Genomic DNA, 18,431 nt, shown 5'->3' with positions numbered 1-18,431 from the left:
GCTCATACGATCTCCTAATATTCCGCTCTTCACAGGTAAACACGCGATCCTCTTTTTTTGCAGGGATAATCCACCTAGCATCCCTCCCTAAGCCTGCTGCTGCTAAAGTAGGCTGGCTATTACACTCAGGTGTAGCCAGGACAGCAGCAAACTCATGGACAACTTTTCCGCAAACACCCAATCGGATGCACCCCAACAGGAGTCCCCTTTTACCTCCTTCGACCGCGCGATGATGCAGCGGTGTATAGAACTAGCCCGTCGCGCCTTAGGACAAACCGCGCCCAATCCCCTAGTGGGTTCTGTCATTGTCCAGGATGGGCAGATTGTGGGGGAAGGGTTTCATCCCGGTGCCGGTCATCCCCATGCAGAAGTCTTTGCGCTGCGAGACGCCGGTGAACGAGCCAAAGGAGCCACAATTTATGTCAATCTGGAACCTTGTAACCACTACGGACGGACGCCTCCCTGTTCGGAAGCGTTGGTAGCCGCAGGGGTGAGCAAGGTGGTGGTGGGCATGGTAGACCCCGATCCGCGCGTGTCGGGAGGCGGGATTGAGCGGTTACGAGCAGCAGGAATCGAAGTTGTGGTGGGCGTGGAAGAAGACGCCTGTCGGCAGCTGAATGAGGCTTTTATCCATCGCATTCTCTACCGGCGTCCGTTCGGCATTTTAAAATACGCCATGACTTTGGATGGCAAAATTGCTACAACGACCGGACACAGCGCCTGGATCACCAGCCCTGATGCCCGCAATGAGGTACATCGAATGCGGGTGGCGTGTGATGCGGTGATCGTGGGCGGCAATACGGTGCGTCTGGATAATCCCCACTTGACCAGCCATCAGACAGAGGCACACAATCCCTTGCGCGTCGTTATGAGTCGCACGCTGGATTTGCCCGTAGAGGCTCATGTGTGGGAGACAGCGGAGGCTCCCACTTTAGTGTTAACAGAGGTGGGAGCTAATCCGGATTTTCAGCAGATGCTGCTGAAAAAGGGTGTGATGGTAGTGGAGCTGACTCCACTGACACCGACGAAGGCAATGACGTACTTATATGAGCGTGGATTATCGGGCGTGCTGTGGGAATGTGGCGGCACGTTAGCAGCAAGTGCGATCGCAGAAGGGACAGTGCAAAAAATTCTGGCCTTCATTGCTCCCAAAATTGTCGGCGGCAGGTTGGCTCCTTCTCCTGTTGGGGATTTGGGGTTTGCAAGCATGACAGATGCACTCACTCTAGAGCGCGTCCGTTGGCGAGCTGTCGGCTCAGATTGCCTGGTTGAAGGTTATTTACCCTTAGCAGTCAGTAGTCAGTAGTCAGTGGTTATTGGTCATTCGTGAATGGCGAATAGCTAATTGTCAATTGCCATTCGCCATTCACAAAGCTGATAGCTATCAAAATATGGTCGAAGTGATTGTATGGAGCCTGTTGGTTGGAAGTTTTGGTCTGGAGGCAGTCATGGTAAGCGGATGGATGCGCTGGCAGCAGGTGAGTGCAGGTCAGCAATATGAGGAAGAGGAAGAAACTTTGACTCGTTATGAATCTAAACAAGACCTGGCACCCGCAGAGCTGCCTTCTAATGGTTCCTCTGCCCAAACGTTCAAAGATCCGCGACTGATGGGCTGGGAATTTAAAATTGTGCGAGCTAAAGGCGATTTATTTCGCAATCCAACGGTTTTTCAAAAGCTGTGTGAAGAAGAGGCACAATCCGGCTGGATTTTATTAGAAAAAATGGATGACCGGCGGGTGCGGTTCAAGCGACCGACTGCCATGAGGGACATGATTCCATCAGAATCTCTCGCTTATGACCCCTATCGCAGCCATTACGGGCCTGTCTTGACGCGGCGTACCTGGGCGGCAGCGATCGCTGCTGTGATGGCGATAAGTTTACCGGCTTATTTGGGCTATGCCCTGGTGTCGGCAACGCTTGCGAATTCTTCACAGATTAATACACCTGCGGCACCCCCACCGGAGCCGCAGTCTTTCCCAAAGCGTCCCTTGGCACCCAGGTAGCTTTTGGCTTCTAACAATTGGCACTTTAGAAAGTAGAGACGCGATGTAAATCGCGTCTCTACTGTTAATGGGTTTCTTGCCAGACAGACTGACGCTCTTGAGCGAGATCCCGGATCAGGGATAGCTTTGAGTGCAGATAGTCAGTCATAATATTTGTTTCGTCGGAATTGAGCGATCGCTGTTGTTTCAGTTGCTTCAGCAGCCACTGTACTAGGCTGGCATCGTCTAGCTTCAATAACATATTGGCCTGAGTAGTTTCAATTAAAGCCCAAAGCTGACGCAGCATTGTGGGAGTCATAAAACCTCCTATAAGCGGATAGCTGTTCTGAGTGCCGAATTGGCTAGGAACGGGTGTTATGTGGGTGGTGGGAGCAGATGGGTACGGCACACGGCCTCTTATTTAATTATTCCTTTAGTTTTCCACGATAACTTATCTGGTAATACCAAAATCGCGATCGCACAAGTTGCAACAAGAGTTACCAAATACTTAACAAAGCGAACAATAACTTGACAGGGACTAAGGCGGAAAGTTAAAACTGGTTCCGGATTAACGATGGAAGGGAGTCGCTCAAGGCTTGTAGAGACCTCTGAAACCCCATCCCAACCCTCGTGAAAAAATTTAGGCTCAATAGGCGTTTCAGGAAAATTGAGCCAAGAAAGAGGCTAAAAGACTCAGGCTGCAAGTGTTGTAAGCGGAAATCAATCAATTGAGTCGTTAGTTTTGGGTGACAAAGGCGCAAGTAAAGAGCGAGCCGTTACCGTCACATTGAGCAAGATAAGCCGTTTTATGAGTCGCCATAGGTGACGATCGATGCAAAGGTTACTGAAGTTAGAACAGGTCATGGCGGAGGAAGTGCGAGAATTCAAGAAACTATTACAGGCACGATCCCTCCTAACCCGCTGAGAAGGGGAATGGCGATCTACTGAGTGAGAAGATGAGTATAGTCACGCAGCCCTTAACTCTGGAGGAGTTCTTAAAACTCCCAGAAACTAAACCCGCATCTGAGTTTATTGACGGAGAGGTTATTCAAAAACCCATGCCTCAAGGTGAGCATAGCCGATTGCAGTTTAAATTTTGCGCGGTTGTTAACGAAGTCGCCGAACCGCAGAAAATTGCGCTTGCATTCCCAGAACTACGCTGTACGTTTGGGGGAGACTCGATTGTTCCAGATGTTGTGGTGTTTCGGTGGGAAAGAATTCCGCTTCGTCCTTCTGGAAGGATTGCCAATCGCTTCGAGATTTATCCCGATTGGTCAATTGAAATCTTATCCCCCGATCAGAGCCAAACGAAAGTATTAGGGAAATTGCTCCACTGCTCTCAGCATGGTACAGAGTTAGGGTGGTTAATCGATCCAGAAGAGGAGAGTATTTTAGTTGTGTTTCCGGAGCAGCGAGTACAATTGCTAAGGGGAACGGCTGAGTTACCTATTCTTAGTGGGATTGGGTTAAAACTGACGGTTGAGCAGGTTTTTAGTTGGTTAACGCTCTAAGACGGATAAGGATTTGCCTGTAAGCGATCGCAGATACTAGAGGCATAGGCGAGCTGCAACTTATCAATCTGCAAATCGCGACATTTAATTTGCGAACGTACAACATTAATGGAGAATAGGGAACTCGAATCCCTGACCTCTGCGGTGCGATCGCAGCGCTCTACCAACTGAGCTAATTCCCCAAGCTGTGAGCTAATAGCCATAAGCTATGAGCTATTGAACTTCAATATTCTAAAATATTCTAACATCCAGCCAGAAACAACTAACTATCGCGTTATCCGTACAGAGTCAGTGGTTTATCCGATCGTTGGCTGGGGTGTACTTCGAGAATAGACTTGTTCCACCCGCTCTAATTCTAAGTCAGAAAACTCATCAACAGCCCAGTTTGCCCAGCGTTGCAGCATATGAAACGGGTAAGTATGCGCTACTCCCACTACTGGCACACCAGCAATCTTTGCAGCTTGAATTCCAGCTGGGGTATCTTCAATCGCCAGACACTCCGATGGCAGTAGGTTGAGATGAGGATATTGCTGATTGAGGCGTTCCACTGCCAGAAGATATCCATCGGGTTCTGGCGAATTCGCGCTGATGTCGTCACTGGCAACAATAACGCTAAAGGACTCAGCCACTCCAGCGCGAGTTAATACCAGTTCTACCTCAGAACGAATGGAGCCACTGACTACACCCAGTTTCAATTCTCGCATCCGCAATCGGTTAATGAAGTCTTCCAAGCCTGGATAAATAGGTAGCTTTTCCAGCGCCTTTAAGCGTTGCTGGTAGGCTTGCGCCTTGCGGTTCACCAATTCGGTTAAATAGTTTTCGGTGACAAACCTACCGCGATTTTTCAGCAGCTGATTTAGACAGGCGCGATCGCTCCTACCTAAACAAAATTGCCGGTAATCTGTTGGTTTAGACCGCAGATTCTCTGAAATTAGAACTTCATCAATTAGTTCTCGGTGAATTGCCTCATCGTTAATAATGACACCGTTAAAGTCAAACAAAACTGCCTTCAAAGTCATGCCGTTGTGCCAAAAGCTGGGGCACCAAAGCCCTCCAAATCCTGATTATCTGCCGTGCTACTGGTCGCTATACGGGATGTTGATACCGAGCCAGGATTTTGAACTGGGATGGGTTTGATGCCTCTAGTGACTTGGTGTATCCACAACACATCCTGAGTTTGCACCGCTTCAAATCCTGCTGTTCCCATCCAGGCATCTACGCTATCACCGGCGTAAGCTCTGATGTACGGCTCCTCAAAAATATCACTTAGCCAATCTACTTGGCGAATCGTTTTCTGATTGCCATCGAGAATCAACACCTCTCCCCCAGCCTTTAGCAGGCGGAAGCTTTCCCGCAAGATGGCGCGAGATATCGGAGGTGGTGTCTCGTGAAACAACAAAGAAGCTGTTACCAGGTCAAAGGACGCATCAGGAAAGCCAGTTTCTTCAGCATTCCCGTGCAAAAATTGGATGTTTAGCTGTGCTTTTTTGGCTTTGTAGTCAGCCATCACCAGCATATAAGGCGACAAGTCTAGACCAATGACTTCCGCTTGCGGGAACGCTTGCTTTAACATCAGCGTTGTAGAGCCGGTACCGCAGCCTAAGTCTAAAATCCGTCGCGGTTGCCCTCCAATCGCATTAATTAAGCTTTGGCGTACCCAAGTTTCGTTGGGAGGCAAGGCGTACTGGGTAATCGGGTCGTAGGAAACTGCCGCACCGGAGTTGAGATAACCGCGCTCAATGCCGTGGAAGTTTTGGCTACTGTAGTAGGAGGGATAGGAAAGATTGGGTTTCCGGAAGCGATCGCCCTCTTGCTCCCAATCCACACTCTCATAGAAACTCCGCAGCTTCTCTTCATCAATCAACAGCCGAACCACAGGTGCTAAGAAGCGCTCATAGATTGAGTTCTTGCCAACCGCCATAGGATTTTATCTGCGTTGTTGTAGATTACCTGAGGAGCGTTCTCCTCTTTACAAATCTTAATGCTATTTATAACGCAGAAACTCTTCCTGCGGATGTCTTTGGGAGATGACAAACCCGCACTCCTTTATGTATTATAAAAGTAATACATAAAGTATTATTGCCAGAGCTACCTCAGCGCAGATTGCGATCGCGACCGGGAGTAGGCTCGCAGCGTCATGGATCTTTATATCAGCGGCAAACGTTTATGCCATACGAAAAGCTAGAAATTTCAACCCCAGTGCCAGTGCTATCTTGGGCAAATCATGCCCTTGGTTCCGATGAAACCAAGATGGCAAAGAATGTTGCCTCCCTGCCATTTGTATTCAAACACGTAGCGCTGATGCCAGACGTTCACCTTGGCAAAGGTGCCTTGGTAGGTTCTGTTGTGGCGACTAAAGAAGCAATTATGCCAGCTGCTGTCGGTGTGGATATTGGTTGCTTTACGGGTGACACTCTGGTTCCTTTAGCTGATGGTAAATCCTACCCAATCGGAGAACTAGCCAAAGCTCAGCAAGAGTTTGTTGTCTATTCCTGCACCGAGACTCAAAGAATTGTAGCCGCGAAGGCTACGGCTAAGCTAACTCGTCGTAATGCAGAACTCTTAAAGGTAGTTCTCGACAACGGAGAGGAAATCAAATGTACCCCTGACCATCAATTCATGCTCAGAAACGGCACTTATCAGGAAGCTGGCGACCTCAAAGCTGGTGCTTCGTTGATGCCTTTTTATTCCCAAGTAGATAAAGATGGATATATTTTAATCCAGCAACCCTATTCAGGTAGATGGCAAAAAGCGCACTGGGTTATTGCTCGGTCTGGGTTATTAGGGAAAGTTCCTTCATTTAACGGTCAGAAAACTGTTATTCACCACAAGAACTTTGAGCAAGCTGACAATCGTCCAGAAAATCTAGAGTTCATGGGTGATAAAGATCATTCTGCTTATCACCGCTCATTAGTAGAGAAGAATACCCATTGGCAATCGTTAGAGTTTGAGGAAAAAAGAAAGCAAGCGATCGCGGCTAAAGCCACTACTCCGGATGGATACAGATATTATTCTGAAAGAGGGACGAAACATATTCTTCAATATATGCAGGAACGTCCAGAACATTTCAGGGCATCCGTATCGGGAAATGGGGCCAGAGGAAAGCAGTTTTTAATTCAATACAACACCAGCGAAAAGGGAAGATACAAGAGCAAGGAAATTGCTAATCGGATTTACATCTGTGAAACTTGTGGAGATGAAGTCAAAAGTCCAATCGGGCTTCATAATCACAGAAAGAATCAACACGGCTACAACCATAAAGTAGTCGAAATTATTCCCTTGGCAGAAAGAGAAGATGTTTACTGCTTGACAGTGCCAGAATATGGTAACTTTGCCCTAAGTGCTGGCGTTTTTGTCCACAACTGCGGGATGATGGCAATTAAAACACCCTTTACTGCCGAACAATTGGAGGGTAAACTAAAGCAAATTCGTCTGGATTTAGAAGCAGCGATTCCTGTTGGTTTCAATGAAAACAAAGATGTTGAAAAAGCTGTTTTAAACTGGCAAGGTTGGCGAGATTTCAAGGAATTACATTCAGGAGTCAAGCGCCTAGAAAGTAAAGCCATGAAGCAGATGGGTTCTCTCGGTGGTGGGAATCATTTTATTGAAGTTTGCTTAGATACGGAGAACTCTGTCTGGTTAATGCTGCACTCTGGTTCGCGCAACATCGGCAATATGCTGGCACAAAACCATATTGGCACGGCTAAAGAACTCGCGAAACTAGCAGGCGATCGCTTACCCGATCCAGACTTAGCTTACTTTGTCGCTGGTACGCCTGAATTTGCCACCTACTGGCACGATCTACAGTGGGCGCAAGACTACGCCCGTTTCAACCGCGACGTGATGATGGCGCGTTTTAAGCGAATTGTAGAAAAGCATCTTGCTGGTGGTAAACAAACAAAGCCGCTGCTATCAGTGAACTGTCACCACAACTACGCCGAAAAAGAAGTTCATTTTGGCGAAGATGTCTATGTCACTCGCAAAGGTGCAGTCCGGGCGCGTGAAGAAGATTATGGCATTATTCCTGGTTCAATGGGGGCAAAATCTTTCATTGTTAAGGGTAAAGGTAATGCTGAAAGTTACTGTTCTTGCAGTCACGGCGCTGGACGTTTGATGTCTCGAAATAAGGCAAAGAATGTCTACACATTGGATGATTTGATTCAGCAAACAAATGGTGTAGAGTGCCGCAAGGATGAGGGCGTTTTGGATGAAATTCCTGGCGCTTATAAACCGATCGAGCAAGTTATGGCTAATCAAGCGGATCTCGTTGAAGTTGTGGCGACGTTGAAGCAGGTTGTCTGTATTAAGGGTTAATTTATGTAGGGTGGGCGATGCCCACCTTTTTTGTTTTTTAACGCAAAGGTATGCAGAGGATAACGCAGAGTTTATTAACTTAAAATGTAGTTGGATAATCTTCCACGGATTAGTAAGAATTTCTGACACAAGCGATCGCTTATGGTACTTCTCATCGATAAAAGTACCCAGGAGAACTTGCTGAAATCCTTGCCTTTTCTTCCTCTTCTACCATCTGTTCAATAAATTTTTGCACTAAAGGCACAAAAATGCGAACTGACAAGTTAGTGCTTCGCTATCGCCTTGTTGATGCAACACTTCTTTCTTTACCAGTTTTTGGACAATCCTGGGATTTTAGTTGGTGGGAGTTTTTCCTGAAACTAGACACCGCAGGAATTTGCGATCGCTATCTTACAAACTTCTTCACAATTCCCGATAATACTCGCCCTAAATGGAGTAAGTCCCTCAGGTGCTACCCCGAAAAACTAATTTGCTGGTATTGCCATATCAATAATGCTTCTCAAATTCCCAAAAAAATCTGAACTTGTCACGAACTAAATATACAGATGTGATTAAGCATTCGGATACCAATTGCGGAACATGAAGAAGACATTGGGGAAGCGGCTTCAAGAAAATCAACTCTCGAAACGACAAAAAATGGCTCTAAACCAAGCGTTGTGGGGAGGAGGGGCTTCCATTTCTAAAGATACCGTTTTTGCTGCCCGCCTCAAGCAATTGCTGCTGCGGGCTTTTGTCATTCACAAGTATCGCCAACACCTACCGGCTAGCACTCTACAAGAATATCGCTGTGACCTAAAGCGCCGCTTAAAGCAGTGTCTCGGCTCACAGGCGGATAATAAGCTAGGGTGGAGATTAAAAAAGCGCTATTCTGAAGTTCCTTATTACTTGTTTCTAGTCCTGGACGAAGCTTGTAGTCCGACCCTTTCCAGCACTGACACCCCAACACCAGCCGCAGGGAAAGTCTCTCAAACTCCCAACCGGGTTTGTGCTGACAAGAAACACAAATTTGGTTCATTTGGCGATCGCACTTTTCGAGTTACCTTCGTGAGGTTGTACTTCAGCTATTGCGTCAACAACTCCAGAATCGTCAGCCTCAAGAAAATGCTGGGTTGTATCAGCCTAATTCTGGTCAAAATCGGCGATCAGCCTGTCCGAGTCCGAGATAGGTGGATTCACTACCACGACTTATACCACCTTGAGGTTAGTCTATTGGAGAGAATTCTAATGGGAAGAGACTGGGTGAGTGGTATTCATGGCATTAACGCTGGCGTGTTCCATGAATCTACGATTATTGGGGAATATGACAGTTTTCTTGATGAAGCCCGAATCGCTATCCATGAGGCGCTAACCCGACCGACACCTTTCAGTCAACTCAAGGCTCTGTGTTGGATGACTTTGCTATTGTTACAGGGAATCAATCCTTTGGCTGTTCTCCTTCGTCATCTTAGGAGTATGAAGAAAAAGCAACAAGAATTATGGGATTGGTTAGACATCTGAGATTGGTTATTTCAACCATAAGGATGCTGACTTTGCTATAGGGTTGAGAAGATATCAAATTTCCATCACTACACGTTTGATAAACTTCTCTACTAAAGGCAGTTGGAAGCAGTAGCCATCCTCTGTTGTCTGCAAAAGCGTTGTGTCTTGCAGTGCGATCGCTTCTTTATAAACTAGACTCTACTCTTTAGTAAGTTGCGATCGCTATCTTTACAAACTTCGCCACATTTCCCAGAAATCCTCGCCGCCGCAGCGAGTGAGATGAATAATAGTATCTACAGCAGCGCGATCGCAGATGTCGGGGAAGTCCTCCACAGGATGCACGAGCAACTCACGGACAGATTCCTCGTCCAAATAGCTCTCCCGCAAGGTACGGGTGTTAATCAGATAGTTGCTTCAGTAGTCGGGAGAGCTATTTGAGCTTGTGGGAGCCACTGAACACTTTTATCGAGATTTAGAAGCGGAACGTACTCAAACAGTCGTCAGTAATAATTACATGTCAGATTTAATAGAAGCTTTAGATAGAATTAAAAATTGGTTGCGGCGACAAAACCGCGAACATCCAGAAGCAACACAAGGATGGTGGTTGCGCCCTCCAGAGGAAGAAAATAATGCTCCTTTAGTCAAACCTGGTTTATCTTCTGGGGAAATTGAAGAAATTTCTAAAGATTTAAGACTACAATTACCACCAGAACTTTGTGAACTATATCAATGGAGCAATGGAACTCAACACGATAATTCACTATATGAATTTGATTGGCTATTCGATGCAGGCCAGGGATGGGGATTTTTTATGGGCTTTGGTGTTTACCCCTTCCAATTAGCAGTTTCAGAATCTCTGAGACGGAACCAGGGAAGAAAATTGACGATATTTATTGGACGTGAATGTAGAGAGGGTTACTTGGTATTTGATAAAAATTCCCAGTTTTTTCCAGTCATTTTTAGGGATTTTAAGGGAGGTTGTAATGACACGCTTATAAAATATGCCAGTCTCACTAATATGATGATAACCATAGCAGATTGTTATGAACAAGCTTATTATATAAATAGTAATGGGTATTTCAGCAAAGACGAAAGTAAAGCTTTAGAAATTTGGCAGAAATATAATGCGGAACAAATAGTTTCGGCAACACTAAACAAAATAGAGCAGGTAGAATTAAGACTGCCAGAACTAGATATAAATACTGGTTTGAGTTATATCCAAGATGTTGGCGATACCTTGAGATTTTCTCATGACGAAAAGTTGATAGCACCTTTAATTAGAGTTATCAAAAGACCGCAAACTAATACAGCTTATGAAAAGAATTTAGATTATCTTCGCCAGATGTCATCATTATACCTGGGGTGGGCAGGCAGTACTAATGCAGTAGAACCACTGATTGATGCTCTCAAGGAAGAGTATTGGCTAACTCGATACTGGGCAACAATAACACTAGGTGACCTCAAAGACTCTAGAGCAGTATCTTCTCTAATTGAACTTTTGCAGGACAGCCAAGAAATGATTCGGCAAGCCGCTCAAGAAGCGCTTTCTAAGATAAGTAACCCAATTTCTGAAACTAGCCCTATCTATAGCAATCCAGCAATAGCTAACCTGGAAGCATCAGCAGCTTTATACGGAATGACTTTGGAAGATATGCTCTATCCCAACATGGAAAATTTGAGAGAAAAATTAAATAGCGATACTCCAATTGATAAAAATAGAGATTTAAGTCCCAACGATGATAACTCTGATGATATTCCCTTTTGAAAAAGCAAAATGCGTTTAGCATATTTCTGTTGATAATTCCACGCTTACCGAAGTATGCGGTATAGGCTCACCTAAGTCAGTAACCGACAAACCGCCAATAGTCTTCAATCTTTGAGCCAGCGACAAACGGGCAGAAAGGAGAGGAACCAGAAGTCATAGAAAACTTTTACTACACCCAGTCTAGCGCTGGCAGTTAGCGCAATTATTAGCTGAATTGGAGGAATTAAGAGAGGACGAAGATTCATGAATCGATACAGCATGGTTATTCAGTGGTCAGATGAAGATCACCTTTTCCTAGTCACGATTCCAGAGTTTGCCGATCGCGTTGTCATGCCTTGCACTCACGGCAAAACTCGTGAGGAAGCAATTCACAAGGGCGAAGAAGTGATTGAAATGTACTTAGAAGCATGGCTTGCAGAAGGTGAATCCATCCCTGAACCCAGTACGCTTCAAATTGCCTGATTACCTTTTTAGAAGTCCTACTCTGTAGTCAGTTCACCCAACTTGAGAACGTGACCTAGGTTGAAAAACAAGCATAGACAAAGCGATACTCACTTGCGTAAACACTCAGTTCCTTGCGGGATACCAGCACCAGCATTAAGGCGTTGTTGGTGAGGAGCGATCGCAAGTTGTCCTAAAATCCGTTATCGAATTCCTCAGAAATATCAAGTGGGCAAAAGCCCACAGATATTCCTAATAGGTAATTTGTAGAGTCACGGATGCCTCTACCTGTTGTTCGCCACCAATCACGGGTGTAGACGCCTCTACTTTTCCAGATCGCAAAGCCATGTCAGCTAGGGGCATTGGGGGCGGCGGCGTCGTAGAAGCACCATTAACTTGAATGTTTACCACTTCCCGGCGAGTAAGATTTAGGGCACTCAAAACAGCATCCGCTTGCTCTTGGGCATCTTGAGTCGCTTCGCGCAAAGCTTGCTTTTGAGCGGTCGCGATCGCACTATCAGCAGCAATAAAACTAATGCCGTCAATCCGCGTCGCCCCAGCTTTCACCGCTTCATCCAGAAGCGTTCCGGCTGTTTGATTATTAACTCGAAAGCTAACGATGTTGGTGGCGGTATACCCAGTCAGACGCTGGACGTTGTTTTCGTAGCTGTAAGTCGGGTTGAGGCTAATGCCAGTGGTTTGTAATTTTTCGACATTGCGAGATTTTAGCAAATCCACCACTGCGCTAGAGCGTCGTGCTGCTTCCTGCTGCACATCCGCAGCTACTTTACCCTGAACCTCAACCCCCAGCCGCACCAGCGTTAACGTTGTTGCAATCGATTCTTCTCCCCTGCCAGTGACAGTGATGGTTCGCAACATTTTCTCTTGGGCGATCGCTGGATTCGTCATGATTACACTTAAAAGACCCACGGCGAAAGATATTGCCTGACGCTGATACCAGGAACTTGCGAAAGATGGAGTTCGATTCATTAGATCGTGTTGTCTCATACTAGAACTGCACCAGCTGCTTTTCATTGTGCCGGTGGAATGTTCCTAATCTGCCACTACCACAGCCAAAAAATCTCAGCAGTTACCGTTTTAGCAACTCAGGCGATAGTGCTAGTTGTAATGCAAGGGGTATCGCCCGATCGCCAGTCCTATCGGGGATGGTAAGTATTTATACTTTGCTTTCAGGGATTAGATTCAACTATGCGATCAACTATGCGATCGCGCCGCGAAATTGACTGCGCCCCTTTTAAGCCATCATCTTGACAGGTCTTTGACTCTTGTTAAATCCCCAGATAAAAGCTTGATTTTGTAAAGAAGCTTGTACATTGAAAAGAATGATTTTGTGCAGAACTCATGCCGATAGATGCAGCTCACTGGCTTAGTTTACTAAGCCCAACTTTCTCACTCTCACTTTCGAGCAAAACCATTCCTGTCTTAGCGACAGCAACACAAGAAGCAGAAAAAAGTCCAGTGGTCTTAGCGGCAGTGTTACTGACTTTAGTCATCATTTACTTCGCTAGCAAAATGGGGGCGGAGATATCAAACTGGATGGGCTTCCCGCCTGTATTAGGCGAATTGGTCGGCGGTGTAGTGGTGGGTATCTCCGCCCTGCATCTGCTGGTATTTCCAGAAAGCGGGTCAGTCGCTTCTGATTCTGTCCTGATGTCCTTCCTGCAAGGCACCTCTGGCTTAAGTCTCGACACGATTGGTGAAGTATTTCAAACCCAGAGCGAAGTCATTTCCGTTTTAGCAGAACTGGGCGTAATCGTACTGCTATTTGAAATTGGTCTGGAGTCGAACTTAAAGGAACTGATGGCAGTCGGTATCCAGGCAGTCGTCGTCGCAGTGGTGGGGGTAGTGGTACCCTTTGCATCTGGCACTGCGGGGCTGATGCTCTTTTTTGGCGTGCCAGCGGTTCCGGCGATTTTTGCGGGTGCGGCTTTGACTGCAACCAGCATTGGGATTACTTCCAAAGTTCTCTCAGAATTGGGGCGTCTCACTTCTAGAGAAGGTCAGATTATTCTGGGCGCTGCGGTTATAGACGATGTTCTGGGTATCATCGTTTTGGCAGTGGTAGCTAGTTTGGCAAAAACGGGTGAAGTAGATGTCAGCAACGTCATTTATCTGATCGTCAGCGCCAGTAGTTTTCTACTAGGTGCGATTCTGCTAGGTAAGGTTTTTAACAAATCCTTTGTAGCGATCGCCGATCAGCTCAAGACGCGCGGCGGGCTAGTCATACCGGCTTTCATCTTCGCATTCTTGATGGCCTATGTGGGAGCCGCTATTCACCTAGAAGCCATTTTGGGAGCTTTTGCAGCTGGCTTAGTCTTAGACGAAACGGATAAGCGTAAAGAACTGGAAAAGCAGGTAGTGCCTATTGCCGATCTGCTGGTGCCGATTTTCTTTGTAACGGTTGGGGCTAAAACTGACCTAGGAGTTCTCAATCCAGCGGTTCCCAGTAACCGGGAAGGGTTGTTCATGGCTATGTTCCTGATTGTCGTGGCAATTCTCGGAAAGGTTGTTACGGGTCTAGTCGTATTTGGTCAACCTCAGATCAACCGATTAGCGATTGGCGTCGGGATGATTCCACGAGGCGAAGTCGGGTTGGTCTTTGCCGGTGTTGGTTCTGCCAGCGGTGCTTTGTCTGAAGCCACAGAAGCCGCGATTATTATGATGGTCATCTTGACAACTTTTTTAGCACCTCCCTTATTACGGTTTGTGTTTCAAGAGCCTGCATCGGTTCCTGCTAAGGAAAGCGATTAGTTATTAATTCATGTGTGGGTAGTGGGTAGTGGTGGTATACAATCAACACCGACTACCTACTCCGTAGTACCTACTGACAAAAAACTAACAGCAAACGGTTTTTGTGAAACTTAAGTCACTTTATCTACGTCCCTTGGGGTTGGTTATCGGATTTAATCGGATTTAAAAGGTTTCTCTCGCTTTGAGAAAAGTGTTGGCTCGCGTGGCTTGGGAATAGGCAGCATCAAGACGTTATCATTGCCAAGCCCTGAGAACAAAAATCTCTGATGAGAAACTCCATACACCAGGCATCTTCCCGATGGTAATTGGCTTTTTCCAGCGAAAAAAGTCATGCCTAGTCGATTATTCTGCATTGCGACCAAAGTCGTGATATTGTTCAACCCAGTCTAAAATCGTTTACTTTGTTTACCGCAATGCACCGGATGTGAACCGAAAACATCCGAAACAGGTCTACAGCGTACAGGCCGATTATTACGGTCTTTGCCTTTTTCAGGAGCAACGATAGTGAGATTTTACTGGCTATTACCCAGTTTTTTGAGCATTTTTCTCGTTTCACTTCCCGCGAATGCGGCAAGACTGGTGTATTGGCGTTTTGATGCCAATCAGAACCGACTAGACTTTAGGACGGATGATGGAGTTCAACCGCGAGCGCAACTGCTTGCCAACCCGACCCGTGTGGTAATCGATCTGCCCGGTACCAGCTTGGGGCGCTCAACGGTGACTCAGCAGTTGGCTGGATCGCTGCGTTCTCTGCGAGTAGGACAGTTTGAAGGTAATACTACTCGGATGGTGATTGAATTAGACCCTGGTTACACCCTCGATCCAGAAAAAGTGCTAGTTCGAGGAGCTTCCCCCAGCCAGTGGTCGGTGCAATTACCAAAGCCCGAACGAGTAGCACAGGTGTCAAATCCTTCACCCAGAGATCTAGCACCCAGAGATCTAGATTTGGGAAATTCTCCGCCGCCCCCTTTGCAACCGCTTCCCAATCAAGCTCCTAGAAATCCTTCGCCGCCTCCAGTGCTGAGTCGCCCACCGATTCGTCAGACACCTCCAAACGTAACGGTTGGGTCGCTTGCTCAAATCGAAGATGTGCAGGTAACGCGGGATGGGTTTTTCCTAAAGACGAATGGGGGTCGCCCGCAGATTATTAAGGTGAACCGGAGTAGCGATCGCAAAAACATTACTTTTGACCTGCGAGGAGCGACCCTTTCCCGCAGTCTTACATCGCCTTCTTCGACGGTGAATCGCTATGGCGTCAGTCGCATCTTATTGTCCCAAGTTGATACTTCACCCTCAATCGTTCGCGTCACGATGAACGTGAGGAGAGAAAGCCCGGACTGGCTGGCAAGTGTTAGCGATTTTGGCGGTATTGTCATCTTGCCGAAGGGTACGAGTGCTGGCGACATTGAAAGCCCACCACTAGCTGGAAATCAACCCTCTCCCATTTCGGGGGGGTCTAGACCGCCTTCAACTGCACCCAGCCAACCCGTCCCCACCAACCGTCCAAATAATCAGTTAGCAACAATTCAATCGGTTGAACTTGCTTCTTCCGGAACCCAGTTATTAATTCGGGCGGATGCGTCTGTCAGATACACCGGCAGATGGGATGCAAGAGAGGGAGTTTATCGAATTACGATTCCTTCCGCTGAACTAGCTGACCGAGTTAGGGGACCTCAACTGGATGCCACCACTTCAGTGCGGCGGGTGCGTTTGCAGCAGCAAGACTCGCGGACTGTGGTTATTCTGGTGCAACCAGCCTCAGGGGTACAGGTTGGAGAACTCAATCAGGTGAGCGACCAACTTTTAGCACTGCAACTGCAACGAAGTCGCCTTGGCTCGGTTGTTCCTCCCACAGGCCCTATTCGGGTTCCGCCTACGGGTTCTGTTAACGTGCCGCCGCCTCAGAATAACAATCCGCCTTCGCGACCCCGCCCCCGTGTTGGACGATTGGTTGTGGTTGTAGATGCCGGACATGGAGGCAAAGACCCTGGAGCCATCGGTTATAGAGGTTTGCGAGAGGTCGATGTAATTTTGCCGATTGCACAGCAGGTAGCGGCATTGCTAGAGCAACAGGGCATCCAGGCGGTGATGACGCGAAAGGATGACTATTTTGTAGACTTGCAACCACGAGTAACGATGGCTGAGCGAGCCAATGCCGATTTATTCGTCAGTATCCACGCCAATTCAATTGGTGGGCGTCCTGATGTGCAGGGGCTGGAGACTTACTATTACTCTAGTGGTGGGCGTTTAGCGCAAACCATTCACAATAGTATTTTGCAGAACGTTGATATCCGAGATCGAGGAGTGCGGCAGGCGAGATTTTATGTACTGAGGAAGAGTTCGATGCCCGCTGTTTTAGTGGAGGTTGGTTTTGTGTCCAGCCCACAAGAGGCTGTGAAGTTGGCTTCGCCAAATTACCAGAGCCAGATGGCAAGAGCGATCGCTCGCGGTATTCTACAGTACATTCAACAAAGTCTCTAAATGCCGGTTTGTGGGGAGTGGTTGATTAATGATGAATAAGGAACAAAAAACAAATGAGGCTCTTCAACGAGCCAGAATTGGGATTTTTGATAGCGGAGTCGGCGGGCTGACGGTATTGAGGGAACTCTACCGGCAGCTGCCATCCGAATCGATTCTTTACTTTGGCGATACGGCTCGACTGCCCTACGGCACTCGCTCTCAGGCAGAAATTTTGCACTTTGTGCGCGAAATTCTCATCTGGATGATGCAGCAGGGCGTCAAAATGGCGATCATGGCGTGCAACACCAGTTCTGCCCTCGCTTTGGAGGCAGTGCGGTCTGAGTTTCCTCTCCCGATTTTGGGAGTTATCTTGCCTGGTGCCCGCGCGGCTGTTGAGCTAGGCAACCGGATTGGAGTCATCGCTACCCCAGCCACTGCCGCTAGCAACGCTTATCGTCGCGCGATTTTAGAAGTTGACGCCACTGCCCAAGTTTGGCAAGTCGGTTGCCCAGAGTTTGTGCCGGTGATTGAGCAAAACCGCATCCATGAGCCTTACACCCTAGAAGTGGCGCGGGAGTACTTGGCACCGTTACTGCACCATCGTATTGACACGCTTGTTTATGGCTGTACCCACTATCCCCACTTAGCACCCGTCCTGAGGAAAATTCTGCCCCGGTCGGTGAAGCTATGCGATCCGGCAGTTCATGTAGTGGCTGCGGCTGCACAAGAGCTGGATTTACTAGGACTGAGAAACACCCGCCCGCCGCTAGCAACTCGATTTGCCGTGAGCGGTTGTCCCGAACAGTTTGCACAACTGTCAGTACAGTGGCTGGGGTGTACGCCTGCGGTAGAAAAAGTTTATTTACCGACAGTGCTACATCGGCAATTACCGCTAGAGCTAAGCGAGTAGCAGTCAATTGAAGAATGGGTTCTTCAATCCAAAATTCTAGATTTGACTGCTAATCGCGGATCGATGAGGTGAGCGTGCTGCAAACGGCTAATACTTCTGTCGCGATCGCTAGGGTATGGACTTCGTCCTACCCGCACCTTTCACAGTTCGCTGTGCCAGAATCAACAGCAGGTAAACCGTCAATAAATAACCAGTGGCTAAAAACGGGATAATCAGAGGCATATCATTATACGTCATAGTGTCGCACAATCACAAGTAGCGGAATGTAAATTTTTATACAAGTTCTTTTCCCAAGACAATGCCCCAAGTCAAGACTTGAGTCAATGCTTGAGAATATGGCTGCCCATAGGAATTGTGGAGGTCGCTGTCGCCCCAAAAATTCTTGATTTAACTAAAACCCCAGAAAATTAATAAAAATAATCTGAGATTTTTTCGGCAATCCCGTAGATAGCAAGCTAATCCACCGTGCCTATTGAAAGTCCTTTATGTTCGGATGGCTAGTTTTCCTAGAGCCTTAACGCTAGAAAAAGATGCAGGAAGCCGGAAATGCTACCGCCTACCAAAAATCTGCCATCCTTTACCAATTCATTACAAACACGTAAGTGTTTTCTGTAATTTCTTGGCTCAGTAACTCTATTAAGCTTTTCAAATCCTTACATATTAGAGTAACACAAGATCCCCAAGGGTTAGGAGGGATTTTTTTAGATACTTTACAAGTCGATACAATTTCAAAAAAAGGCTGCGGGGGCATCTTCTAAGGAACAAAACTTCCCTGTAGGGGAGCATTAGCTTAAAAT

17 protein-coding genes and 1 tRNA gene are annotated in these 18,431 nt (G+C 47.1%); 12 read left to right on the top strand and 6 right to left on the bottom strand.

The window, feature by feature from the left end; translation table 11 throughout:
• Positions 1-229: 229 nt before the first annotated feature.
• Positions 230-1,306: a bifunctional diaminohydroxyphosphoribosylaminopyrimidine deaminase/5-amino-6-(5-phosphoribosylamino)uracil reductase RibD gene (gene ribD / locus NDI33_RS10535; protein WP_347275839.1), complete on the top strand. Its 1,077-nt coding sequence runs from the start codon at positions 230-232 to the stop codon at positions 1,304-1,306.
• A 46-nt stretch (positions 1,307-1,352) separates the two neighbouring features.
• Positions 1,353-2,003 (top strand): hypothetical protein, encoded by a 651-nt coding sequence (locus NDI33_RS10530; RefSeq protein WP_348245637.1) that lies wholly within the window; start codon positions 1,353-1,355, stop codon positions 2,001-2,003.
• A gap of 64 nt (positions 2,004-2,067) precedes the next feature.
• Here NDI33_RS10530 and NDI33_RS10525 read toward each other — a convergent pair whose 3' ends face one another.
• The gene (locus NDI33_RS10525) at positions 2,068-2,301 is read right to left on the bottom strand and encodes a hypothetical protein (RefSeq protein WP_190415034.1); all 234 of its coding nucleotides are present in this window, start codon (positions 2,299-2,301) and stop codon (positions 2,068-2,070) included.
• A 637-nt stretch (positions 2,302-2,938) separates the two neighbouring features.
• On the opposite strand from NDI33_RS10525, the gene NDI33_RS10520 reads away from it, so the two are divergent.
• A complete protein-coding gene (locus NDI33_RS10520) occupies positions 2,939-3,493 on the top strand; it encodes a Uma2 family endonuclease (RefSeq protein WP_190672261.1) in 555 nt (184 codons plus the stop codon).
• A gap of 109 nt (positions 3,494-3,602) precedes the next feature.
• Here NDI33_RS10520 and NDI33_RS10515 read toward each other — a convergent pair.
• From NDI33_RS10515 to NDI33_RS10505, 3 genes are all read right to left on the bottom strand, one after another.
• Positions 3,603-3,675 (bottom strand) — tRNA-Ala (locus tag NDI33_RS10515).
• A 114-nt stretch (positions 3,676-3,789) separates the two neighbouring features.
• Positions 3,790-4,512, bottom strand: coding sequence for an HAD family phosphatase (locus tag NDI33_RS10510; RefSeq protein WP_190672258.1), 723 nt, complete (start codon positions 4,510-4,512; stop codon positions 3,790-3,792).
• Positions 4,509-5,414, bottom strand: a complete 906-nt coding sequence (locus tag NDI33_RS10505) for a class I SAM-dependent methyltransferase (RefSeq protein WP_190528967.1) — start codon at positions 5,412-5,414, stop codon at positions 4,509-4,511. The genes NDI33_RS10510 and NDI33_RS10505 overlap by 4 nt, the downstream gene beginning before the upstream one ends.
• A 245-nt stretch (positions 5,415-5,659) precedes the next feature.
• Here NDI33_RS10505 and NDI33_RS10500 point away from each other — a divergent pair, with 245 nt between their 5' ends.
• The 3 genes from NDI33_RS10500 to NDI33_RS10490 all read left to right on the top strand — a co-directional run bounded on the left by NDI33_RS10500 (position 5,660) and on the right by NDI33_RS10490 (position 9,304).
• On the top strand, positions 5,660-7,807 hold the full coding sequence (locus NDI33_RS10500) for an RtcB family protein (RefSeq protein WP_190672256.1): 2,148 nt from the start codon (positions 5,660-5,662) through the stop codon (positions 7,805-7,807).
• Between the two features lie 248 nt (positions 7,808-8,055).
• Entirely contained in the window at positions 8,056-8,328 is a 273-nt protein-coding gene (locus NDI33_RS10495; RefSeq protein WP_190528963.1) for a hypothetical protein, read from the top strand.
• 58 nt (positions 8,329-8,386) lie between these two features.
• Positions 8,387-9,304 carry a hypothetical protein gene (locus NDI33_RS10490; RefSeq protein WP_199302272.1) on the top strand — a complete coding sequence of 306 codons (918 nt, stop codon included), beginning with the start codon at positions 8,387-8,389 and terminating at the stop codon, positions 9,302-9,304.
• Between the two features lie 210 nt (positions 9,305-9,514).
• On the opposite strand, the gene NDI33_RS10485 is transcribed toward NDI33_RS10490, so the two are convergent.
• Entirely contained in the window at positions 9,515-9,658 is a 144-nt protein-coding gene (locus NDI33_RS10485; protein WP_348245636.1) for a hypothetical protein, read from the bottom strand.
• A gap of 70 nt (positions 9,659-9,728) precedes the next feature.
• Here NDI33_RS10485 and NDI33_RS10480 point away from each other — a divergent pair, with 70 nt between their 5' ends.
• Both NDI33_RS10480 and NDI33_RS10475 read left to right on the top strand, forming a co-directional pair.
• Positions 9,729-11,051 (top strand): HEAT repeat domain-containing protein, encoded by a 1,323-nt coding sequence (locus NDI33_RS10480; RefSeq protein ID WP_190672252.1) that lies wholly within the window; start codon positions 9,729-9,731, stop codon positions 11,049-11,051.
• 243 nt (positions 11,052-11,294) lie between these two features.
• The gene (locus NDI33_RS10475) at positions 11,295-11,513 is read left to right on the top strand and encodes a type II toxin-antitoxin system HicB family antitoxin (RefSeq protein ID WP_190414912.1); all 219 of its coding nucleotides are present in this window, start codon (positions 11,295-11,297) and stop codon (positions 11,511-11,513) included.
• 231 nt (positions 11,514-11,744) lie between these two features.
• Here the strand turns inward: NDI33_RS10475 and NDI33_RS10470 are convergent, their stop codons facing one another.
• Positions 11,745-12,482 carry an SIMPL domain-containing protein gene (locus NDI33_RS10470; protein WP_190414914.1) on the bottom strand — a complete coding sequence of 246 codons (738 nt, stop codon included), beginning with the start codon at positions 12,480-12,482 and terminating at the stop codon, positions 11,745-11,747.
• A gap of 9 nt (positions 12,483-12,491) precedes the next feature.
• On the opposite strand from NDI33_RS10470, the gene NDI33_RS10465 reads away from it, so the two are divergent.
• The 4 genes from NDI33_RS10465 (at position 12,492) to murI (ending at position 17,634) form a co-directional block, all read left to right on the top strand.
• A complete protein-coding gene (locus tag NDI33_RS10465) occupies positions 12,492-12,665 on the top strand; it encodes a hypothetical protein (protein ID WP_190668665.1) in 174 nt (57 codons plus the stop codon).
• 189 nt (positions 12,666-12,854) lie between these two features.
• The gene (locus tag NDI33_RS10460; protein ID WP_190672250.1) at positions 12,855-14,264 is read left to right on the top strand and encodes a cation:proton antiporter; all 1,410 of its coding nucleotides are present in this window, start codon (positions 12,855-12,857) and stop codon (positions 14,262-14,264) included.
• 504 nt (positions 14,265-14,768) lie between these two features.
• Entirely contained in the window at positions 14,769-16,745 is a 1,977-nt protein-coding gene (locus tag NDI33_RS10455) for an N-acetylmuramoyl-L-alanine amidase (RefSeq protein ID WP_190414917.1), read from the top strand.
• A gap of 28 nt (positions 16,746-16,773) precedes the next feature.
• Complete coding sequence (murI, locus tag NDI33_RS10450; RefSeq protein WP_190414918.1) at positions 16,774-17,634, top strand: glutamate racemase; 861 nt, start codon at positions 16,774-16,776, stop codon at positions 17,632-17,634.
• Positions 17,635-18,431: the final 797 nt, after the last annotated feature.

Origin of the sequence: Trichocoleus sp. DQ-A1 (assembly GCF_039961955.1) — a bacterium.
Taxonomy (GTDB): Bacteria; Cyanobacteriota; Cyanobacteriia; order Cyanobacteriales; family FACHB-T130; genus FACHB-T130.
This window is presented reverse-complemented; position numbering and strand designations above follow the sequence as displayed.